Origin of the sequence: Marinimicrobium koreense (genome assembly GCF_003762925.1) — a bacterium.
Lineage (GTDB): Bacteria > Pseudomonadota > Gammaproteobacteria > Pseudomonadales > Cellvibrionaceae > Marinimicrobium > Marinimicrobium koreense.
The window spans coordinates 577589-596637 of record NZ_RJUK01000001.1; the positions used below are offsets into that span (position 1 = coordinate 577589).

Genomic DNA, 19049 nt, shown 5'->3' on the forward strand with positions numbered 1-19049 from the left:
CTGTAACCGGTAACATTTTGTTTTTTTTAAAAATGTGGTATTGTCACTCAAAACGCGGACAGGAACGTTAGCGATGATCGCTGTAAGGCAGGCATAATCAGCCTTACAAAATGAGCAGGGTAGGAAAAACAGGCTGTAAACGGTTACACGCCAAAATTTATCCTACTCCTTCAGCGATTACTGGCAAAAGGATTGTGAATTTGAGGTTTTGTTGAAGTGGGGTGTTGACAGCGCTGTCAGCCCTCAGTAAAGTGAACGCAGAATTTGTGGTCGAGGCAGGGTGGTCTCGACCGGTGAAGCGCCGAAGAGGGCAAACATGCCGCTCTTGGTCAATCACCACGATCTCTCACCCTCGATGTCTGGTTGATGCATCGAGGTCTCCCTCTTGCCCTTTACATCTGTAAAGGGCTTTTTTTTGTCTGCAATTTCTTCCTCCCCCTTCCTTCCCACCGCTTCATCTAGTGGTTTGACTCATTAACTGGCATAATCGGCGGCTTTCTGATCTAGGACACTCCCGCCAGGTTCTCGCCTGTCCGGGCAATTCCGCGTTTTGCGCCTGAGTTTGGGTGATCGGCCTATCGCTCACCTGCTACTGACATCGGGCCTATAGAGTAGAACCGTCAACTGTTCGAGGAATCCCATGCAACCACAGGTCAAGCCCCGCAATCCCAACTTTTCTTCCGGTCCCTGCAGCAAGCGCCCGGGATACGACGTCAGTCAGTTGGATGTTTCCACTCTGGGCCGTTCCCATCGTTCCGGGCTGGGCAAGGCGGCGCTCAAGCGCGCCTGCGAAGATACCGCCCGCCTGCTGGGCTTGCCGGAAGGGTACCGGGTGGGCGTCGTACCGGCCTCAGACACCGGTGCGGTGGAAATGGCCATGTGGTCGCTGCTCGGTCAGCGCCCGGTGGACGTCATGCAATGGGAGTCCTTTGGTAAGGGCTGGCTGACCGACATTACCAAGCAATTGAAGCTGAAGGATGTCACCCCGCTGGAAGCCGACTACGGCTACCTGCCGGATCTGACCAAGGTCAATTTTGATCACGACGTCATCTTTACCTGGAATGGCACCACCTCTGGGGTGAAAGTGCCCAACGGCGACTGGATCGCCGATGATCGCCAGGGCCTGACCATTTGCGATGCCACCTCGGCGGTGTTCGCCATGGAGCTGCCCTGGGAGAAGCTGGACGTAGTCACCTTCAGTTGGCAGAAAGTGCTCGGGGGCGAGGGCGCCCACGGCATGCTGATTCTGAGTCCGCGTGCCGTAGAGCGTCTGGAAAGCTACACGCCGGCCTGGCCGCTGCCGAAGATTTTCCGCATGACCAAAGATGGCAAGCTGATTGAGGGTATTTTCCGCGGCGAAACCATCAATACTCCCTCCATGCTCTGCGTGGCCGATTACCTGGATGCGCTCGACTGGATTGACCGCATCGGTGGCCTGAGCGAAGCGATTCGCCGCTCGGAGGCCAACCTTGATGTGCTGTCCACCTTCGTTGAACAGAACGACTGGATTGAATTCCTGGCCAAGGAGCCGGGCACCGTCTCCAACACCAGCGTGTGCTTTACCCTGGATGCCGAGCCAGATCGCGTCAAGGCCATGGTCAAGCTGTTGGATCAGGAAGGGGTGGCTTACGACATCGGCGCCTACCGCGACGCACCTCCGGGCCTGCGTATCTGGTGCGGTGCCACGGTGGAAACCGCCGATATTGAAGCGCTGCTGCCCTGGTTGACCTGGGCCTACGAACAAACCGCCTGATCGGGCAGACGCAACGACGGTTAACCCGTCGACACGACAAAGACAGGAAGACTTATGTTCAAGATCAAGACTTACAACAAAATCTCCGTCAACGGCCTGAATCGCTTTGGCCGTGACCATTACGAAGTCGCCAGCGACATCAATGAGCCGGATGCTTACATCCTGCGTAGCCACAAACTTCACGATGAGTCTCTGCCAGCCAGCGTACGGGCCGTGGCCCGCGCCGGCGCCGGCGTCAACAATGTGCCGGTGGCGGATTACACCAAGAAGGGTGTGGTGGTGTTCAACACCCCCGGGGCCAACGCCAACGCGGTAAAAGAGCTGGTGCTGGCAGGCATGCTGCTGGCCTCGCGCGGCATCATTCCGGGCATGAACTACGTTCAGACGCTCACCGACATGACCGATGCCGATGAAATGAGCAAGTTGCTGGAGAAGCAGAAGTCCAACTTCGCCGGCTCCGAGCTGATGGGCAAAACCCTGGGCGTTGTGGGCCTGGGCGCGATCGGGTCGCTGGTGGCCGAAACCGCCCTGGCGCTGGGCATGAACGTGGTCGGTTATGATCCGGCGCTGTCGGTGGAAGCGGCCTGGCGCCTGCCCAGCCAGGTGAGCCGGGCGGACAACCTGCAGTCGCTACTGAGCCGGTCAGACTTCATCAGCCTGCATGTGCCGGCCATTGAGGCCACCAAACACCTGATCAATGACGAATCCCTCAAGTCCGTTAAAGAAGGTGCGGTGCTGCTGAACTTTGCCCGGGATGCCATTGTCGAGCCGGAAGCGATTGTCCGTAGCCTGGAGGCGAAGCGCCTGCGTCAGTACGTGTGCGATTTCCCGGAACCCTGCCTGCTGTCCCGGGATGACGTTTACGCCATGCCGCACATTGGCGCCAGTACCCTGGAGGCCGAAGACAACTGCGCGGTCATGGCCGCCGAGCAGCTCAAGGGTTACCTGGAGCACGGCAACATCCGCAACGCCGTGAACTTCCCGGAAGTAAGCATGGAGCGCACCGGCGAGCTGGGTTCACGCCTGACCTTCTGTAACGAGAACGTCTCGGGCGTTCTGGGCCATGTGCTGTCGGTACTGGCGGACCACGATATTAACGTGATTGACATGGTCAATAAGAGCCGGGGCGAGATTGCCTATAACATTATCGACCTGGAGCAGCCGCCCACTGAAGCGGTGGTGCAGGCCGTCTCCTCCGTCGAGCACGTGGTCTCCGTACGCGTGGTGTAAGAGCGGTGCCCGGGCCGCCTTGGCCCGGGCCTTTCCTCAAGCGGAAAACCCTTGCCGCTTTGCCTCTCCGGCCTTACCGCTTTTTTCTCTCCCCCGGATCCCCCTGGTCCAACGCAAGTAGTTCAAGCCGTATTAACTTCCAGTAATTCCTTTTATTTCAACAAGTTAAAAAACTTCTTGGTTGGCCTTATGGCGTTGGCACAGGCATTGCTTTACTCGTTGTAAGTGTTAATGACTTTGCCGCTTTGGAGTAAAACCAATGGCCATATCCTTCGAATCTGCCTTGGGCGTTCACGAATCCGCGTTCAAGCTGCGTGCGCAGCGGGCGGAGCTGCTGGCCGACAACATGGCCAATGTGGATACCCCCAATTACAAAGCCAAAGATCTGGATTTCCGGCAGGCGCTGGAAGCCCAGACCAGTGGGCGATCGGGCGTGAATCTCGCGGCCACCCACGGCGGGCACCTGAGCGGCTTTGAAGAAACCGGCCACCCGGATGCCAAATACCGGGTACCCCAGCAGCCCTCCATTGATGGCAACACGGTGGAAGAGCACATCGAACACGCGGAATACATGAAAAATGCCCTGGATTTTCAGGCCAGCTTTCAGTTCCTGAACGGCAAATTCAAAGGCCTCACCAGCGCGCTGCGCGGCGAGTAAACGGGTAGGGGAGTTAAGGTATGTCTCTGGTCAATATTTTTGATGTCGCCGGTTCCGGCATGAACGCGCAGACCGTGCGCATGAACACCACCGCCAGCAACCTGGCCAACGCCCAGACCGCCAGCTCCAGCGTGGATCAGGTGTATCGCAGCCGTCAGCCGGTGTTTGCCCAGATGCAGCGCGATGCACAGCTGCAAATGCAGGGCGGGAACCAGTGGGCGGAAGAGCCGGCTGGCCGCGGTGTTCAGGTGATGGGCATTGTGGAAAGTGATGCGCCGCTGCAGCGTCGCTACGAGCCCGATCATCCCCAGGCCGACGAAGAGGGTTATGTGTTTTACCCGAACGTCAATCCGGTGGAAGAGATGACCAACATGATTTCCGCCTCCCGTTCGTTTCAGATGAACGTGGAAGTGATGAACTCCGCCAAGCAGATGGTTCAGCGTGCGCTGACCCTGGGTCAATAAGGACTGACTGGACTTACTGAAGGTATCGAGCCATGAATCAGGTCAACAACGACAACGCCGCCAACAGCATCCTGAGCAATCTGAACATTGCCAACAAAAACAAGGATGAGGAAAAAACCAATGAGTTGGGGCAGTCGGCTTTTCTGGAGCTGATGATCACCCAGATGAACAATCAGGACCCGCTGTCGCCGCAGGATAACACCGAGTTTATTGCCCAGTTGGCCCAGTTCAGTTCGGTCGAGGGGTTGGAACGACTCAACAGTAGCTTTGAAGATTTCAGCGGGACGTTTCAGTCGAACCAGGCGCTGCAGGCTTCATCCCTGGTAGGGCGCCAGGTCACCGTGCCTTCCGAGACAACGCAACTGTTTGAGGGCGGTATTATCAGTGGCGCGGTCAATCTGGAGTCCTCGGCCAGTGATGTGCAGCTGAATGTGTACAACGAAGCCGGTTCGCTGGTTTCCAAAATTCCGTTAGGGGCGCAGCCGGAGGGTGAGCTCGCGTTCCGGTGGGATGGTCAGAATATGGAGGTCAATGGCGAACTGCTTGACTGGGTCGGCAGTGAAGAACCTTTGCCGGCAGGAGACTACCGGTTTGAAATGCTCGCTAACCAGAACGGCGATCGCGAGCAGGTTGAAACCGCGCTCAGCGCCAACGTGAACAGTGTAACCCTGGGGGATGATGGTCAACTGACACTGAATCTTGCCGGAATCGGTGCCGTCAATATCGGCGACGTCAAACAATTCAACTAATCGCTCCACTGCGTTAAGACGAGGATACAATCATGCCGTTTAATATCGCGCTCAGTGGCATTCGCGCCGCCAGTTCCGACCTGGACGTAACCGGTAATAACATTGCCAACGCCAGTACAACCGGCTTCAAATCGTCCCGGGTGGAGTTTGGTGATATCTACGCAGGCAGCATCTTGGGGTCTACAGCCAATACACCTGGTAGCGGTGTCAGTCTCCAGAATATTCGCCAGCAGTTCAGTCAGGGCAACCGTAACTTTACGGACAACTCTCTGGATCTGGCCATTAACGGCACCGGCTTTTTTGTAACCAGTAACGGCGGTGATCGTCAGTATACCCGTGCCGGTGCGTTTGGGCTTGATGATGATGGCTTTATGGTGTCCAACGTGGGTGCCCGGTTGCAGGGTTTTGCGGCCGATGAAGATGGCAACATCAACGGCACCTTGTCAGACTTGCAAGTGGATGTCAGCGTCCAGCCACCGCGGCAAACGACACTGAGTGAGGCGCGCTTTAACCTTGATTCGAATCAGCCGGTACTGGAGTCAACTGGAACCGAGTTTACAACGGACGGCGCGGTGATCGGTATTGCGCAGCAGGGATTGCAGGAGGCGACATCGACCACCACTGACGTGGGCAATATCACCACGCCCATTAACTTTGCAGCCAATCCCACTACCTTTCAGCTAGAGCTGACGGGATCTTCCCCAGTGTCCGGAAATGGCACCGTCAATATTACGCTCGATGCCTCGACGGCAAACTCGGTGCAGGATATTGCCAATCTGATTAACAGTGAAATTTTTGGCGCTCCCTCGCCGATCAACGTGCAGGCAGTGGCTAACGGTAGTCAGTTGCTTTTCCAGGACTTGACTGAAGGGGTCAGCTCTACCATTACAGTCAGTGGTGTTACGGGAACCAACGATCTGTCAACCGCGTTGACGGGTGCCCCGGCCAGCGTTGCGGGGATTGCTGAGGTGACCAATGGCTACCTGGCTCAGACACTGGAGTTCGAGGGGCCGGATGGTGATGTGTTCAATTTCACCAGTGAGCGCGATGCTTCGGCGGCACAGACCGCCTCGGAAATGAACGCTCTTGCGGGCATTACCGCGTCTGCACAGACCAACGCGCGGATCATTGCCGGCAGTTTTGACAATAGCAACAACAACTTCACTTTGAACGGTGTGACGCTCACATCCACTACGCTGGATGGTCTGGCCAACGAAATCAACGGCCTGGGTACTTCCCAGTTGGCAGGTATTAGCGCTGAAGTAAACAGCACTGGGGATCTGGAGATCACATCCCGAGTGGGTGCTGACCTGCGCTTCGGTTTTGGTGGCAGTCAGCCCCCGGGTACGCTGGATGTGATTGGTCGGACAGGTACGGGCATTCAGACGGTCAATACCAATACAGAGGATGTGGTAGTGGGTGGTAACCTGACCGTTCAGATGGAAGAAGGGTACAGCCTGCTGTCGGCGGAGCCGAGTGTGGGTAATCTTTTCTCGCCTCTGACTGATGACAGTTTCTCGGAGGTGGCGATCAACGCCTTTGACCCGGCTGATCAGGGCACATTCAATCACTCGACCACCTCCACGGTGTACGACAGTCTGGGTAATCCGCACACTCTGGAACAGTATTTTGTGCGCCAACCCTACGATCCTAATGACCCGTCAACGTCACCGAATCATTGGATGATGTACGTTCAGGTGGACGGTCAGAATGTGGGTGATCCGGATCCGACCCTGCCGGTACCGGAAAACACTCAGCCCACCATGGCGTCCTTTAACGTTCACTTTAACAGTGATGGTTCATTAAACGAAGATTTGACAGATCCCATTCTGATCTCCAACTGGACGCCCAACAATGATGATGGCTCTGCGGCAGGCGCGCTGGGCCCGTTGAATGTTCTCCAGGGCGGTCAGTTGCCTGTAACCGAGCCCCCGAGCAGCTCCAACTTTGAAATCAGTCTGGATGGCACGACGCAGTTCGGGTCTAATTTCGGAGTTGAGCGGCAGGATCAGAATGGCTACACCACCGGTCGACTGTCCGGGGTCGACATTGCCGATGACGGGATCATCTTTGCCCGGTTCACCAATGGCGAGGCCCAAGTGTTGGGGCAGGTAGCTCTGGCCAACTTCAACAATATTGAAGGGTTGAAACCAGTAGGGGATACGTCCTGGGTGCAAACGGCGGATTCCGGTGAGCCCGTGGTCGGTGCTCCGGGCTCAGCCCAGTTGGGCATTATCAATTCTGGTGCTTTGGAAGAATCCAATGTGGATCTATCCACTCAGTTGGTGAACCTGATCATTGCCCAGCGTAACTTCCAGGCGAGCTCAAAAACCATCGAGACCGCCAATCAGGTGACCCAGACCATCATTAACCTGCGATAAGCGGGTTTAATGAAAGTGGGGTAACGGCGGATGCGGGCGTAACGCCCTTATCCGCCCTACGGCCGAGTGCAGCGGTATAAACCCGCGTAGGGCGGATCGGTCCGACGCCTCGGAGCCGAAGGCGCATCCGCCGTCACCCCACGTCCCGCATCCACCAAACCCCATCACCGCCCCCTCCGCGATTTTTGCCACTCTGGCACCCATCTTGCAAAACATCCCCCAACGGCCCAAAAAGCGACAATTTTTCCGCACCCATCGGGGGAATACACCATGGATAAAGCGCTCTACATCGCCATGACCGGCGCCAAGCACAATATGCTGGCGCAGACTAACCACTCCAACAACATGGCCAACCTGAACACCACCGGTTTTCGGGCGGACTTCGCTCAGGCCCGCAGCATGCCGGTGTACTACGGTGATGGTCATCCCACCCGCGCCTATGCCCTGACCGAGCGGCCGGCCACGAATTTTGAGCCCGGGCCCATGAATGCGACCGGGCGGGATCACGACATTGCTGTCCAGGGCGATGGCTTTATCGCCGTTCAGGCACCGGACGGCACCGAGGCTTACACCCGCGCTGGCGGCCTGCACATTGATCCCCTGGGTATTCTTCGCAACGGCAGTGGCCTGGCGGTCATCGGCAACGATGGTCCGATCGCTTTGCCGCCGCTGGAAAAGCTGGAAATCGGCTCCGACGGCACACTGTCGATCGTCGCTCAAGGCTTGGGACCCGAGGCCATGGTGGAGATTGACCGGATCAAGCTGGTCAATCCGGACCTGGCCGAGGTGTCCAAAGGTGAGGACGGTCTGTTCCGTCTGGACGGTGGCGTACCCGCGCCAGCCGATGCCCAGGTGAGTGTGGCCACCGGCTTTCTGGAAGGCAGCAACGTCAACGCGGTGAACGAGTTCACCCAGATACTCAGTCTGTCTCGCCAGTATGAGATGCAACTGAAGCTGATGCAGACCGTCAAGCAGAATTCGGAAGCCTCGGCACGGCTATTGCAGAACGGTTAATAGCGTAGTGCCGCGGGCCGGTTTTACGGCCCAAGGCGGAAAAACTTTGCCGCAAGGCGGCAAGCACTGAAGCAGATACCCGACAGAGAGTACACACCATGCACGCAGCACTGTATGTCAGCAAAACCGGTTTGAGTGCTCAGGACAAACAACTGACCACCATCTCCAACAACCTGTCCAACGTGGGCACGGTGGGTTTCAAGCGCGACCGTGCAGTGTTTGAAGACCTGCTGTATCAAACCCAGCGCCAGCCCGGTGGCCTTGCCAACCAGAACAACGAGCTGCCCTCCGGTTTGCAGTTGGGCACCGGTGTACGAGTTGTCGCGACCCAGAAAGAATTTACGCCTGGCAGTCTCGAAGTAACCGACCAGGCACTGGATGTGGCGATCAATGGTCGCGGCTTTATCCAGGTACTTCAGCCCGACGGAAATCTGGCGTACACCCGCAACGGCCAGCTGCAGATCAACGGCGAAGGGGAGCTGGTTACCAATAGTGGCCTGTTGATTGAACCGGGTATCGTGATTCCGGAGAACACCAGCCAGATCAATATCAGTGAAGACGGCATCGTCTCCGCGCACTTCACCGACGATCCGCAGCCTCAGGAAATTGGTCAGATTCAGTTGGCGGACTTTATCAATCCGTCCGGTCTGGAAGCGATCGGTGGCAACCTCTATGTCGAAACCGTGGCCAGTGGCAATCCGGTGATTGGGGCGCCGTCGGAAGAGGGCATGGGGTCGCTCAAGCAGGGCATGCTGGAGAGCTCCAATGTGGACATCGTGCAGGAAATGGTGGATATGATTTCCACTCAGCGCGCCTACGAGCTGAACTCCAAGGTCGTGTCCAGCGCCGACCAGATGCTCCAGTACATTAACCAGACCCTTTAACGAGGCTTCTGCCATGATCACCGCTGCACTGATTCGCTGCTGCCAACAAACGCTCGCCCGCGCTGCTCTGCTTCTGCTGGCGGTGAGCGTGTCGGCGTGCGTGACTTACGAACGGCCGGTGCCAGGCGACCCGTATTACGCGGCCACCATCCCCACGGCGTCCAGCGTGCCACAGCGCACCGAAGGCTCCCTGTACCAGGGTAACTATGGTATGGCGCTGTATACCGACCGCAAGGCGTTGAACGTCGGCGACATCATCACCGTGACGCTTTCCGAACGCACTGTCTCTAGCAAGAGTTCCGGTGTCTCGGTGGACAAGGAAAGCGAGCTGGATTTCAACGCGGGCCCGCTGCTGGGTACCAACCCGAGTTTTCGCGGTAACACGCTGGACACCAACCTGAGTCAGAACCGTTCCTTCAGCGGTGATGCGGGCGCCGATCAGAGCAATAGCCTGCAAGGCAATATCACCGTGACCGTGGCAGAAGTGCTGCCCAACGGGGGCTTGGTGGTGCGTGGCGAGAAGTGGATCACCATCAACCGCGGCGATGAATTTATTCGCATCAGCGGCATTGTTCGGCCCGACGACGTATCGCCTGATAACACGGTACCGTCCACTCGGCTGGCCAATGCCCAGATTTCCTACAGCGGCACCGGCACCCTGGCGGACTCTCAGTCCATGGGCTGGTTGTCCCGGTTTTTTAACAGCGGTTACTGGCCATTCTGAGCGAGGCTGAACCTGTGAGAGGATTTTCCATGATCCATCGTATTCTGATCGCGACCCTGCTGGCAATGACCAGTACCCTGGCTCAGGCCGAGCGTATCAAAGACATCGCCACGGTCGCCGGCGTGCGCTCCAACCAATTGGTGGGTTATGGCCTGGTCGTCGGTCTGGATGGCACGGGGGATCAGACCAACCAGTCGCCGTTTACCATTCAATCCTTCAACAACATGTTGCAGCAGTTTGGCATCACCGTTCCGCCGGGTACACGCGTGCAGACCAAAAACGTCGCCGCGGTGATGATTCAGGCGGAATTGCCGGCCTTTGCCAAACCCGGCCAGACCATCGATGTAACGGTGTCCTCCATCAGTAATGCCACGAGCTTGCGCGGCGGCAGTCTGTTGATGACTTCCCTGAAAGGCCCGGATGGCCAGGTTTACGCTCTGGCTCAAGGTAACCTGGTAGTGGGCGGTTTTGGCGCTGAAGGTCGGGACGGTTCCCGCATAACCGTCAACGTCCCCAGCGTCGGTCGCATCCCAGGTGGTGCCACGGTAGAAAAAGAAGTCAAAAACAATTTCAGCTCCGGGCAGCCGGTGGTACTCAACCTGAATCGTGCGGATTTCACCACGGCCAACCGGGTCGCCCAGAACATTAACGAAATGCTGGGGCCGGATGTCGCCCGCGCCCAGGATGCGGTGTCGGTCGCGGTCAGTGCGCCCCAGGACCCATCCCATCGGGTGGATTTTATTTCCCTGCTGGAAAACATCGAGGTCGAGCCCGGTGAGGAAGCGGCCAAGGTGGTTATCAATTCACGCACCGGCACCATCGTGGTGGGACAGCATGTGCGCGTCTCCCCGGTGGCGGTCACCCACGGAAACCTGACCGTTTCCATCTCGGAAGATTATACCGCCGTGCAGCCCAACCCGCTGGGGGAGGGCGATACCGTCGTACTGCCGGGCAGTGATGTGGAAATCACCGAAGAAACCAATCCGATGTTCAAGTTTGCACCAGGCAATACGCTTGAAGATATTGTTCGCTCGGTGAATAACGTCGGTGCGTCTCCCGGTGACCTGATGGCCATTCTGGAAGCGCTCAAACAATCCGGCGCACTCAAAGCCCAGTTGATGGTGATCTGATGATACCGCTCGATAACACGCATGTGCGTCAGCAAGTGCAGGACAGTCTGCTGAACAACGACGGCATGGAAGCGCTGCGCGCCAAAGGTCGCAACGGCGACCCCGAGGCACTGCGGGAAGTGGCCCGCCAGTTTGAATCCATGTTTGTACATCAGATGTTCAAGCAGATGCGTGCGACCAACGAAGTGTTTGGCAAAGACAGTCTGTTCAGCAGCGAGGAGAGCAAATTCCACAAGGAAATGCTCGACCAGCAGATGTCCCTGGAACTGACCAAAGGCCGGGGTCTCGGTCTGGCGGAAATGTTGTATCAACAGATGGAAAGGGCCTACGGCGACAAGCTTAAACCGCAGAAAGCGGAATCCATGGATGCCAGCCGGCTGGAACGTCAGTCTAACCTCTCGGTTCCGACCGCCCCGGTCACTGGCGGCAAAGCGCCTCTGGCGAACAGCCCGGCCGAGTTTGTGGAGCGCATCCGGCCCCATGCGGTTAAAGCGGCGGAGCAGCTTGGTGTGGCCCCGCAGGCACTGATTGCCCAAGCAGCACTGGAAACCGGTTGGGGTCAGCATGTGATTCATACCGGCAGCGGTTCCAACAGCCACAATCTGTTCAATATCAAAGCCGACGGACGCTGGGAAGGGGATCGCATCAACGTCTCCACCATTGAATACCGACACGGTCTGCCACAAGTGGAGCGGGCGGACTTCCGTCGTTATGACAATTACGAACAGAGCTTTACTGACTATGTCCAGTTCCTGCAGGACAATCCACGCTATCAGGATGCTCTGAAGGCGGGTAACGATGCGGAACGCTACGTAGAAGGATTGCAGGACGCCGGCTACGCGACCGACCCGGCCTACGCGGAAAAGCTTAAAACCCTGATGCGCACCGAACCGCTGATGACGGTGGTTCGCAATGACGCCCCAAACCCGAACGATGCCTGATAGGTAAGCCACCATGTCCGGAATACTGAATACCGCCATCTCCGGTCTGCGCGTCAGCCAGGCAGCCATGCGCACGGCGGGCCATAACATCAGCAACGCCAATACCGATGGCTACAGTCGGCAGCGGACCGAAGATATCACTCGCCCGGAACAACGTCTGGGTAACGCGGGCTATGTGGGTACGGGCGCTACAACCCAGTCAATCACACGCATTGTGGATCAGTTCGTAATCAGTCAGCTGCGCACGGATACCACCAACTTCCATTCTCTCGACAAATACAACAGCAACCTCGAGAAAATCGACAAGTTGTTTGCGGACGAGTCCACCGGTCTCGCTGGCGGCCTGAAGGCCTTTTTCGCCTCGGTGCAGAACGCCGCCGATGACCCCTCCTCATCCCCCGCACGGCAGTTGATGATTACCGAGGCGGACAGTCTGAGTACCCGTTTCAATACGCTTTATGATCGTCTGGCGGATATCGAACGCAATGTGATTCGGGAAATTGATGCGGTCACCCAACAGATCAATGATCTGGCTCAGAATGTGGCGGATCTCAACCAGTCCATTGCTGACAAAGCGCTTCCCGGCACAGGCAATGACCCCAATGATCTGATGGATCAGCGGGACGAGACCTTACGTAAGTTGTCCGAACTGGTCGGTATCAGTGTTGTGCCCCAGGGTAATGGGCATGTCAGTGTGTTTATGGGAGAAGGGCAGGCACTGGTGGTGGGGTCGACGGTAAATCGCTTTCAGGTTACCAATGCCGGTGAAATCAAACTCAGCCAGGGCACGCGCACCCACGATGTCACGGGGCTTCTTAACGGCGGCCAGCTCGGTGGATTGGTGGATTTCCGTGATGGCATCTTGCACACCGCCAAAAACGAACTCGGGCGCATTGCACTGGTGTTATCCGACACCTTCAATGAACAGCAGCAACAGGGGCTGGACCTCGATGGTGATTACGGTCAGCGCCTGTTCAAAGACATCAACTCGGACGACCTGATCAGTAATCGGGTGGTCGCGGGCAACAATGCCGGGCCGGATGATCGTCGTCTGTCTGTCACCATTGATGATGTGGGGCAACTGACGACCAGTGATTACCGCTTCCAGATTCTCGAGAATACTAACAACTATGTCATCACCCGCCTGAATGACGACAAGGTGATTCAGCAGGGCATGCTCACGGGCAGTTATCCGGAGACGCTGTCATTTGATGGTCTGTCGGTCACTCTGGAAGGAGGCTCGTTCCAGGGCGGTGACAGCTTCACCATCCAGCCGACGACGGATGCCGCCCGCTATGTTGAAACCCTGCTCAGTCGCCCTGAGGACCTGGCGTTCGCCTCACCGGTGCGTACCGGGTCGGACAGTGGCAATGAAGGTTCCGGTAGCATCAGTCAGGGGCAGGTTCTCAGTAAGGTCGGACTGGACGGCGAAGTATTGCCGACCTTTGCCACCGAAGGACAATTGTCGCCGCCGGTGATCGTGCGCTTCACGTCGGAGACTACCTACGACATTCTGGAAAACTCCGACCCGGCCAACCCGAAACACCTTGAACCGCCCATACGCGAGCAGCGTTTTGTACCCGGTCAGGATAACGCCCTCTTTACGACCGATCCGGGCGAAACCCGGGTCATAGGGGAGGGGAGCCGTCTTGGGTTGCCGGATGGACGCGGCGCTCAGGTGGTTGCTGTGGGTGGCCCTGCGCAGAATAACGGCTACCCGGTGGAGCAGATGCGCTTCCGGGTGACCGACCCGAGCACCGGTGCAACCACAACCCAGAATGTGGTGACCAACCCCAACGCATCTGCCGCCAATATCGCCGATCAACTGAGCCGGGTACCCGGTGTGTCCGCCAATGCCTATACCCAGGCGACCTTGACCGATATCAGTATCGAGGATTTCAGTTCACCGCTTCAGATTACCATTAACGGTGAAGACCTTCTGGAGTATCAGGGCGGGAATCTCGCCCCGACGGTACCCAATCCTCAGACAGACCCGGATGAATTTCAGGAATACCTGGCTGAACAGATCAATGCCAACCCCAACCTGCAGGCGCTTGGCTTCCGCGCCGAAGCCGGGGCCAACCCGGTCACCGGTGAGTTGGAGCTGCGCATGGTGGCGTCCTCTGGTGTGGATGTCGACGTCCGCCTGCAGGCTGATAATGCCACCCAGAATCAACTGAGCGTGAATGACAGCACCGGCAACCCGAATGTCCGACTCACGGGGCAGGGCGCGGGTAACCAGTCCACAGTGACGGTGGGCGGCCGGGTGGATCTGACCCTGGCCGAGGGCGTGTCGCTGCAGACCGCGCCCACGGACAGTCAGCTGTTCGGTGACAGTGAAGCGGCGGATTTCGCCCAGTCCTCCTTTCTGGGCTACCAGGCCAGCATTAAAGGTCAGCCCAAAGCGGGCGATACCTTTACCCTGGACTTCAATAGCGATTCCAGTAATGACAACCGTAACGCCCTGGCCATGGCTGCGCTGGAAACCGCCAAAGTCATGGGCGACGGCAAACTTGGCCTGAGCGATGCCTACGGACGTCTGGTCGAGCAGGTGGGTACCGAGAGCGCTTCGGCGCGTAGCAACAGTCAGGCGGCGGAAAGCCTGATGGAGCAGACCCAGTCCATGCGCGATAGCATCAGTGGCGTCAACCTGGATGAAGAGGCCGCCAACCTGATCAAGTTTGAGCAGGCGTACAACGCCAACTCCCGGGTCATCTCCATCGCCCGGGACCTGTTTGACACACTGTTAAACTCTATCTGATTGAGGCGCTGATCATGCGTGTGTCCACCTCACAAATCTACAGTATTGCCGACATTGGTATGCGCGATGCCCAGTCGGCTGTGAACAAAACCAGCGAGCAGATCAGTACCGGCAAGCGGGTGCTCAGTCCGGCGGACGACCCGGTCGCGGCTACCAGCATTTTGAGATTGAATCAGCAGTTGGGGCGGATTGAGCAATACGAGAAAAACGTCAACGCGGCCGAGAACAGTCTGGAGCAGGAAGAGGTGGCGATTCAGTCTATCGTCACGCTCATGCAGCGCATGAAAGAACTGGCGGTTCGCGCCGGTAACACCGGGGTAATGACACCGACGGATTACCAGTCCATTGCGGCCGAAGTGGACAGCCGGATCGGCGAGCTGATCAATCTACAGAATACCCGCAATGCGTCGGGCCAGTACATTTTCTCGGGTCATCAGGGCGATACCCAACCCTTTACCGAGGATGGTGGAGGCAATTTCTCCTATCACGGTGACGAAGGGCAGATGCGCATCCAGATTTCCGAAACGGGCTCCGTTCCGGTAAGTGACTCGGGCAAGGCGCTGTTTGTGGATGTGCCCAGTGGACACAACACCATGAACACCCGCCCGAGTGAAGCCAACCGGGCGGTCCCTCCGGCGCGGATCAATGTCGGTGAAATCGTTGACCAGGAGGCCTACGACGAGTTTTACCCCCGGGACATGAAAATCACCTTCAATGCCCCGGAGTCGGTCAATCCACCAGCGGCCAACTACACCATCACTGATGACAAAGGACGGGTGCTGGTGGCCAATGCCGCCTATGAGCAGGGCGAAGCCATTGAAATCAATGGCGTGCGGGTGCGAATCTCCGGCCAGCCCTATGCTGGAGAGGCGGCGACTCCTGGCACTATCGATTTCGGGGCGGTCACGCCTGTCGATTTTACCGGCGCCCCGGAGACGGTGACCCTGACCGTGGGTGGCAAGTCCGAAACACTGGTGTTGGATCGGCCGATCAACAATGCGGCCGATCTGGCTGCCGCCCTGAGTAGTACCGCGGAGGTGACGGCGGGCAGTGGCGCGGATCGCAACGCCGAGCGGCTGGCCAATCTGGGTGTAGTCGTGGACGCCAACGGGCTCAGCGTTCCCAGCGGCCAGAACCTGACTGTGCGCAATGGCACCGCCAACACTGACAGCGTGTTCGGGGTCGCCACTCAGAATGACGGCACCACGTCGACCGATGGCGAGCTGGCCGAGCCCGGCGACAGCTTTCTGATCACCTCCAGTAACAAACAGGGGCTACTGACCACGCTTTCCCGGCTGAGTGAGGCAATGAAGAACGTTGAAAGTAATCCGGAGAGTAAGGCGGAACTCAGTAACATTATTGGTCAGACCCTGACCAACCTCGATAATGGCATGACCCACCTGACGGCTGCTCAGGGGGACCTGGGGGCCCGGCTCAACACCCTGGAGTCCACCCGTGATCTCCTGGCAGATACCAAGCTACACAGCGAGGAGGTGCTTGCCGATATCCAGGACCTGGACTACGCTGAAGCCTCCACCCGGCTGCAGATGGAGAGTCTGGTACTCAGCGCCGCCCAGCAGACCTTTGCGAAAGTCAGTGGGTTGTCGCTGTTCAATTATCTGTAACCCTGATTCAGGCCAGAACACCGGTCACGAGACCCTGTTGTTATGAGTGATACCGATACGCTGAAACCGCTACGCCAGTTCCACGCCTTCACCGAAGCGCTGTTGGAGCTGGCCAGAGCCAATGAGTGGCAGGCATTTGAGGCGAAGGCGGCGGAGCGGGAGCGCTTGATTGAAGCCATCAATGACAACCAGTTTCTGATCAGGGTCGCGGAGGCGGGGCTTGCGGACAGCATGCGAGAGGAGATTGCCGACATCCAGACCCTCAACGACGAAATCACCCACCTGGCCGAGGCCACCAAGGCGGACATCGCCGCCCAGCTCAAGCAGCAAAACCACCAGGACAAGGCCATCAAGGCCTACAAACCCTGATTGACGGGTGGTTACGGCGGATGCGCCTTCGGCTTATCCGCCCTACGGCCGAGCGCAGCGGTATAGACCCGCGTAGGGCGGATGAGCCGAAGGCGCATCCGCCGTAACCCAAGCGTGCGGCGCCTCCTCTGTTCCAAACTGCTCCAAAAAGCCCTCCTGTAGGCCGGATTAGGCTCGTAGGTCGTATTAGCGCGAAGCGCGTAATCCGACAATTTGGGTGGTAATGATGGATATTGGAGGTTATTTGTTGGATTACGCTTCGCTAATCCAACCTACTTGAGGGTTGTGGCTTTCTTAACTCATTGAAAATAAAAGAAAAACTGAAAATCAAGCCGGTTTGGCGCAAAAAATCCAAATTTCCCCTAAAGCTCCCCCATGATGGGTCGATAACCTTTACAGAAGACCTGGTGACCGACTGTTCCGGGCTTCACTGTCCGAATGATCCACGGCTGGTAAAGCCTGTGAACAAAACAACTTAGGAGATCCATCATGGCTCTAGTAATCAACACCAATGTGGCCTCACTGAACACTCAGCGTCAGCTGATGCAGTCTGGTCAGCAACTGGACCAAGCTACCGAGCGCCTGGCATCCGGTAATCGCATCAACTCCGCCAAAGACGACGCCGCCGGTCTGGCGATTTCCAACCGTATGACCTCACAGGTTCGCGGTCTGAACCAGGCCGTGCGTAACGCCAACGACGGTATTTCCATGATTCAGACCGCCGAAGGTGCTCTGCAGGAAGGTACCAACATTCTGCAGCGGATGCGTGAGCTGGCCGTGCAGTCTGCCAACGGCATCTACTCTGACAGCGACCGTAGCACCCTGAACGCCGAAGTTCAGCAGCTCAAGACCGAGCTGAACCGTATCGCCGAGGAAACTACTTTCAATGGACAGGCCCTCCTGGATGGCAGCCTGAATAATACCCTGTTGCAGGTTGGTTCTGAGCAGAACCAGACCATTTCGGTGTCTGTAGGCTCTTTCAGCACCAGTTCTCTGGGTGGAGCTACCGGCGACATCGTGGGTGAAGCGACTGCCAACGGCTTGGCTGATCTTACCGCTCTCGCTGGTGGTGATGAATACATCATCAACGATACCGCGATCAGCGATCTGTCCGGCGCTGCTACCCTGAATGAAGCGTTGGCTATCATAAATAGTGATCTTGATGGTAAAGGCGCTGAAGCATCCGCCCAGGTAGAAGTGACTGCCGATAATAGCGGTTCGGGGATTCTTAGAGCCGGTACCGATACCCTCACGATTGCCGTTGTGGATGGCGATAATAACTCACAGAGCTATGTTATCAGCGGCACCAACAGCATGGATGAACTGGTAGCCAAGATCAACGATGAAACCGGCGTAGAAGCAACTCTGGATGATAACGGAAAACTGGTTCTGAATTCCGAAGGTGCAACGTCTATTACCGTCACTGACAGCACAACCAACAATGAAGCGACGGGCTTGGATGATACCACCAACGGTGGGCAGACCAATTTCTCGTTGGTGCTGAACGACACCAGTCCTGACAAGCGCGGCATCACCATTGAAGCAGGAGCTGGCAATGCGGCTGCGGAGAACGAAGCATTGGGCATCAATATTAACGATGCGAACGGTAACTTGGTGGGCAGTGCGGTTGATGCGACCACTGAGACTATGGAAGACGGTGATCTGATCATTAACGGTGTGGCAATTGACGGCGTTGAGTTCGACACTGATATTGCTACTACCCAAGGCTTGGTGATCGATGAGATTAACGAGAAATCCAGTGAAACAGGTGTGGTTGCTTTCGATGCGGGCAGTAGCCAAATCGCCCTGCGCTCTGCCAGTGGAGAGGAAATCTCTATTGAGTATGGCGAGTCTGCTGTGGCAGCTGATGTACTGGCGTTGACCGGCCTGCAGGAGCGTAATGCTTCCCAAGGCACTGGCTCGGTTGCTAGCGTTGACATCTCCAGCTTCGATGGGGCCCAGCGTGCAATCGGCATCATCGACAAGGCCATCGAACAGGTAGGCGCTACCCGTGCAGACCTCGGTGCGGTCAACAACCGTCTGGACTTCACCGTATCGAACCTGACTAACGTGGCCGAGAAAACCTCCGCAGCCCGTTCACGGATCACCGATGCGGACTTCGCGGCAGAAACCGCCAACCTGAGTAAGGCACAGGTACTCCAGCAGGCCGCCCAGGCGATGCTGGCCCAGGCCAACGCCCGTCCTCAGCAGGTACTGTCGCTGCTGCAGTAATCGGCAGAGTCGGCCTCCGGGTAATACCGGGGGCCCCCTTGAGAGGGATATGACATGAGTGAAGTGACGACCTTAAACAGCAATGCCCGCCCAGAGCTCTACGGAGTGAGGGGCGGTCGGCAAGCTTCACCTGA

Annotated in this window: 15 protein-coding genes; all 15 read left to right on the plus strand. The window is 57.4% G+C overall.

The annotated features are described in order from the left end of the window. Window positions 1-640 precede the first annotated feature (640 nt). Window positions 641-1753, plus strand: coding sequence for a phosphoserine transaminase (locus EDC38_RS02505; protein WP_123637187.1), 1113 nt, complete (start codon window positions 641-643; stop codon window positions 1751-1753). A 54-nt stretch (window positions 1754-1807) separates the two neighbouring features. After that, window positions 1808-2983, plus strand: a complete 1176-nt coding sequence (locus tag EDC38_RS02510) for a 3-phosphoglycerate dehydrogenase family protein (RefSeq protein WP_123637188.1) — start codon at window positions 1808-1810, stop codon at window positions 2981-2983. Window positions 2984-3242: 259 nt separating this feature from the next. Then, entirely contained in the window at window positions 3243-3641 is a 399-nt protein-coding gene (gene flgB / locus EDC38_RS02515) for a flagellar basal body rod protein FlgB (protein WP_123637189.1), read from the plus strand. 20 nt (window positions 3642-3661) lie between these two features. After that, window positions 3662-4105, plus strand: a complete 444-nt coding sequence (gene flgC, locus EDC38_RS02520; protein WP_024459939.1) for a flagellar basal body rod protein FlgC — start codon at window positions 3662-3664, stop codon at window positions 4103-4105. A 32-nt stretch (window positions 4106-4137) separates the two neighbouring features. Continuing rightward, window positions 4138-4854, plus strand: coding sequence for a flagellar hook assembly protein FlgD (locus EDC38_RS02525; RefSeq protein ID WP_024459940.1), 717 nt, complete (start codon window positions 4138-4140; stop codon window positions 4852-4854). A 32-nt stretch (window positions 4855-4886) separates the two neighbouring features. Further along, on the plus strand, window positions 4887-7235 hold the full coding sequence (locus tag EDC38_RS02530) for a flagellar hook-basal body complex protein (RefSeq protein ID WP_123637190.1): 2349 nt from the start codon (window positions 4887-4889) through the stop codon (window positions 7233-7235). Window positions 7236-7505: 270 nt separating this feature from the next. Then, a complete protein-coding gene (locus EDC38_RS02535) occupies window positions 7506-8249 on the plus strand; it encodes a flagellar basal body rod protein FlgF (RefSeq protein ID WP_024459942.1) in 744 nt (247 codons plus the stop codon). Window positions 8250-8347: 98 nt separating this feature from the next. Further along, window positions 8348-9133, plus strand: coding sequence for a flagellar basal-body rod protein FlgG (flgG, locus tag EDC38_RS02540; RefSeq protein ID WP_123637191.1), 786 nt, complete (start codon window positions 8348-8350; stop codon window positions 9131-9133). Window positions 9134-9146: 13 nt separating this feature from the next. After that, window positions 9147-9857: a flagellar basal body L-ring protein FlgH gene (gene flgH / locus EDC38_RS02545; protein WP_123637192.1), complete on the plus strand. Its 711-nt coding sequence runs from the start codon at window positions 9147-9149 to the stop codon at window positions 9855-9857. 29 nt (window positions 9858-9886) lie between these two features. Next, window positions 9887-10987 (plus strand): flagellar basal body P-ring protein FlgI, encoded by a 1101-nt coding sequence (locus EDC38_RS02550; RefSeq protein WP_123637193.1) that lies wholly within the window; start codon window positions 9887-9889, stop codon window positions 10985-10987. Continuing rightward, the gene (gene flgJ, locus EDC38_RS02555) at window positions 10987-11928 is read left to right on the plus strand and encodes a flagellar assembly peptidoglycan hydrolase FlgJ (protein WP_123637194.1); all 942 of its coding nucleotides are present in this window, start codon (window positions 10987-10989) and stop codon (window positions 11926-11928) included. Before EDC38_RS02550 ends, flgJ begins: the two co-directional genes overlap by 1 nt. A gap of 13 nt (window positions 11929-11941) precedes the next feature. After that, window positions 11942-14689 (plus strand): flagellar hook-associated protein FlgK, encoded by a 2748-nt coding sequence (flgK, locus tag EDC38_RS02560; protein ID WP_123637195.1) that lies wholly within the window; start codon window positions 11942-11944, stop codon window positions 14687-14689. A gap of 14 nt (window positions 14690-14703) precedes the next feature. After that, the gene (flgL, locus tag EDC38_RS02565) at window positions 14704-16314 is read left to right on the plus strand and encodes a flagellar hook-associated protein FlgL (protein WP_123637196.1); all 1611 of its coding nucleotides are present in this window, start codon (window positions 14704-14706) and stop codon (window positions 16312-16314) included. Between the two features lie 42 nt (window positions 16315-16356). After that, a complete protein-coding gene (locus tag EDC38_RS02570; protein ID WP_123637197.1) occupies window positions 16357-16683 on the plus strand; it encodes a flagellar protein FliT in 327 nt (108 codons plus the stop codon). A gap of 489 nt (window positions 16684-17172) precedes the next feature. Continuing rightward, the gene (locus EDC38_RS02575; RefSeq protein ID WP_123637198.1) at window positions 17173-18915 is read left to right on the plus strand and encodes a flagellin N-terminal helical domain-containing protein; all 1743 of its coding nucleotides are present in this window, start codon (window positions 17173-17175) and stop codon (window positions 18913-18915) included. Window positions 18916-19049: the final 134 nt, after the last annotated feature.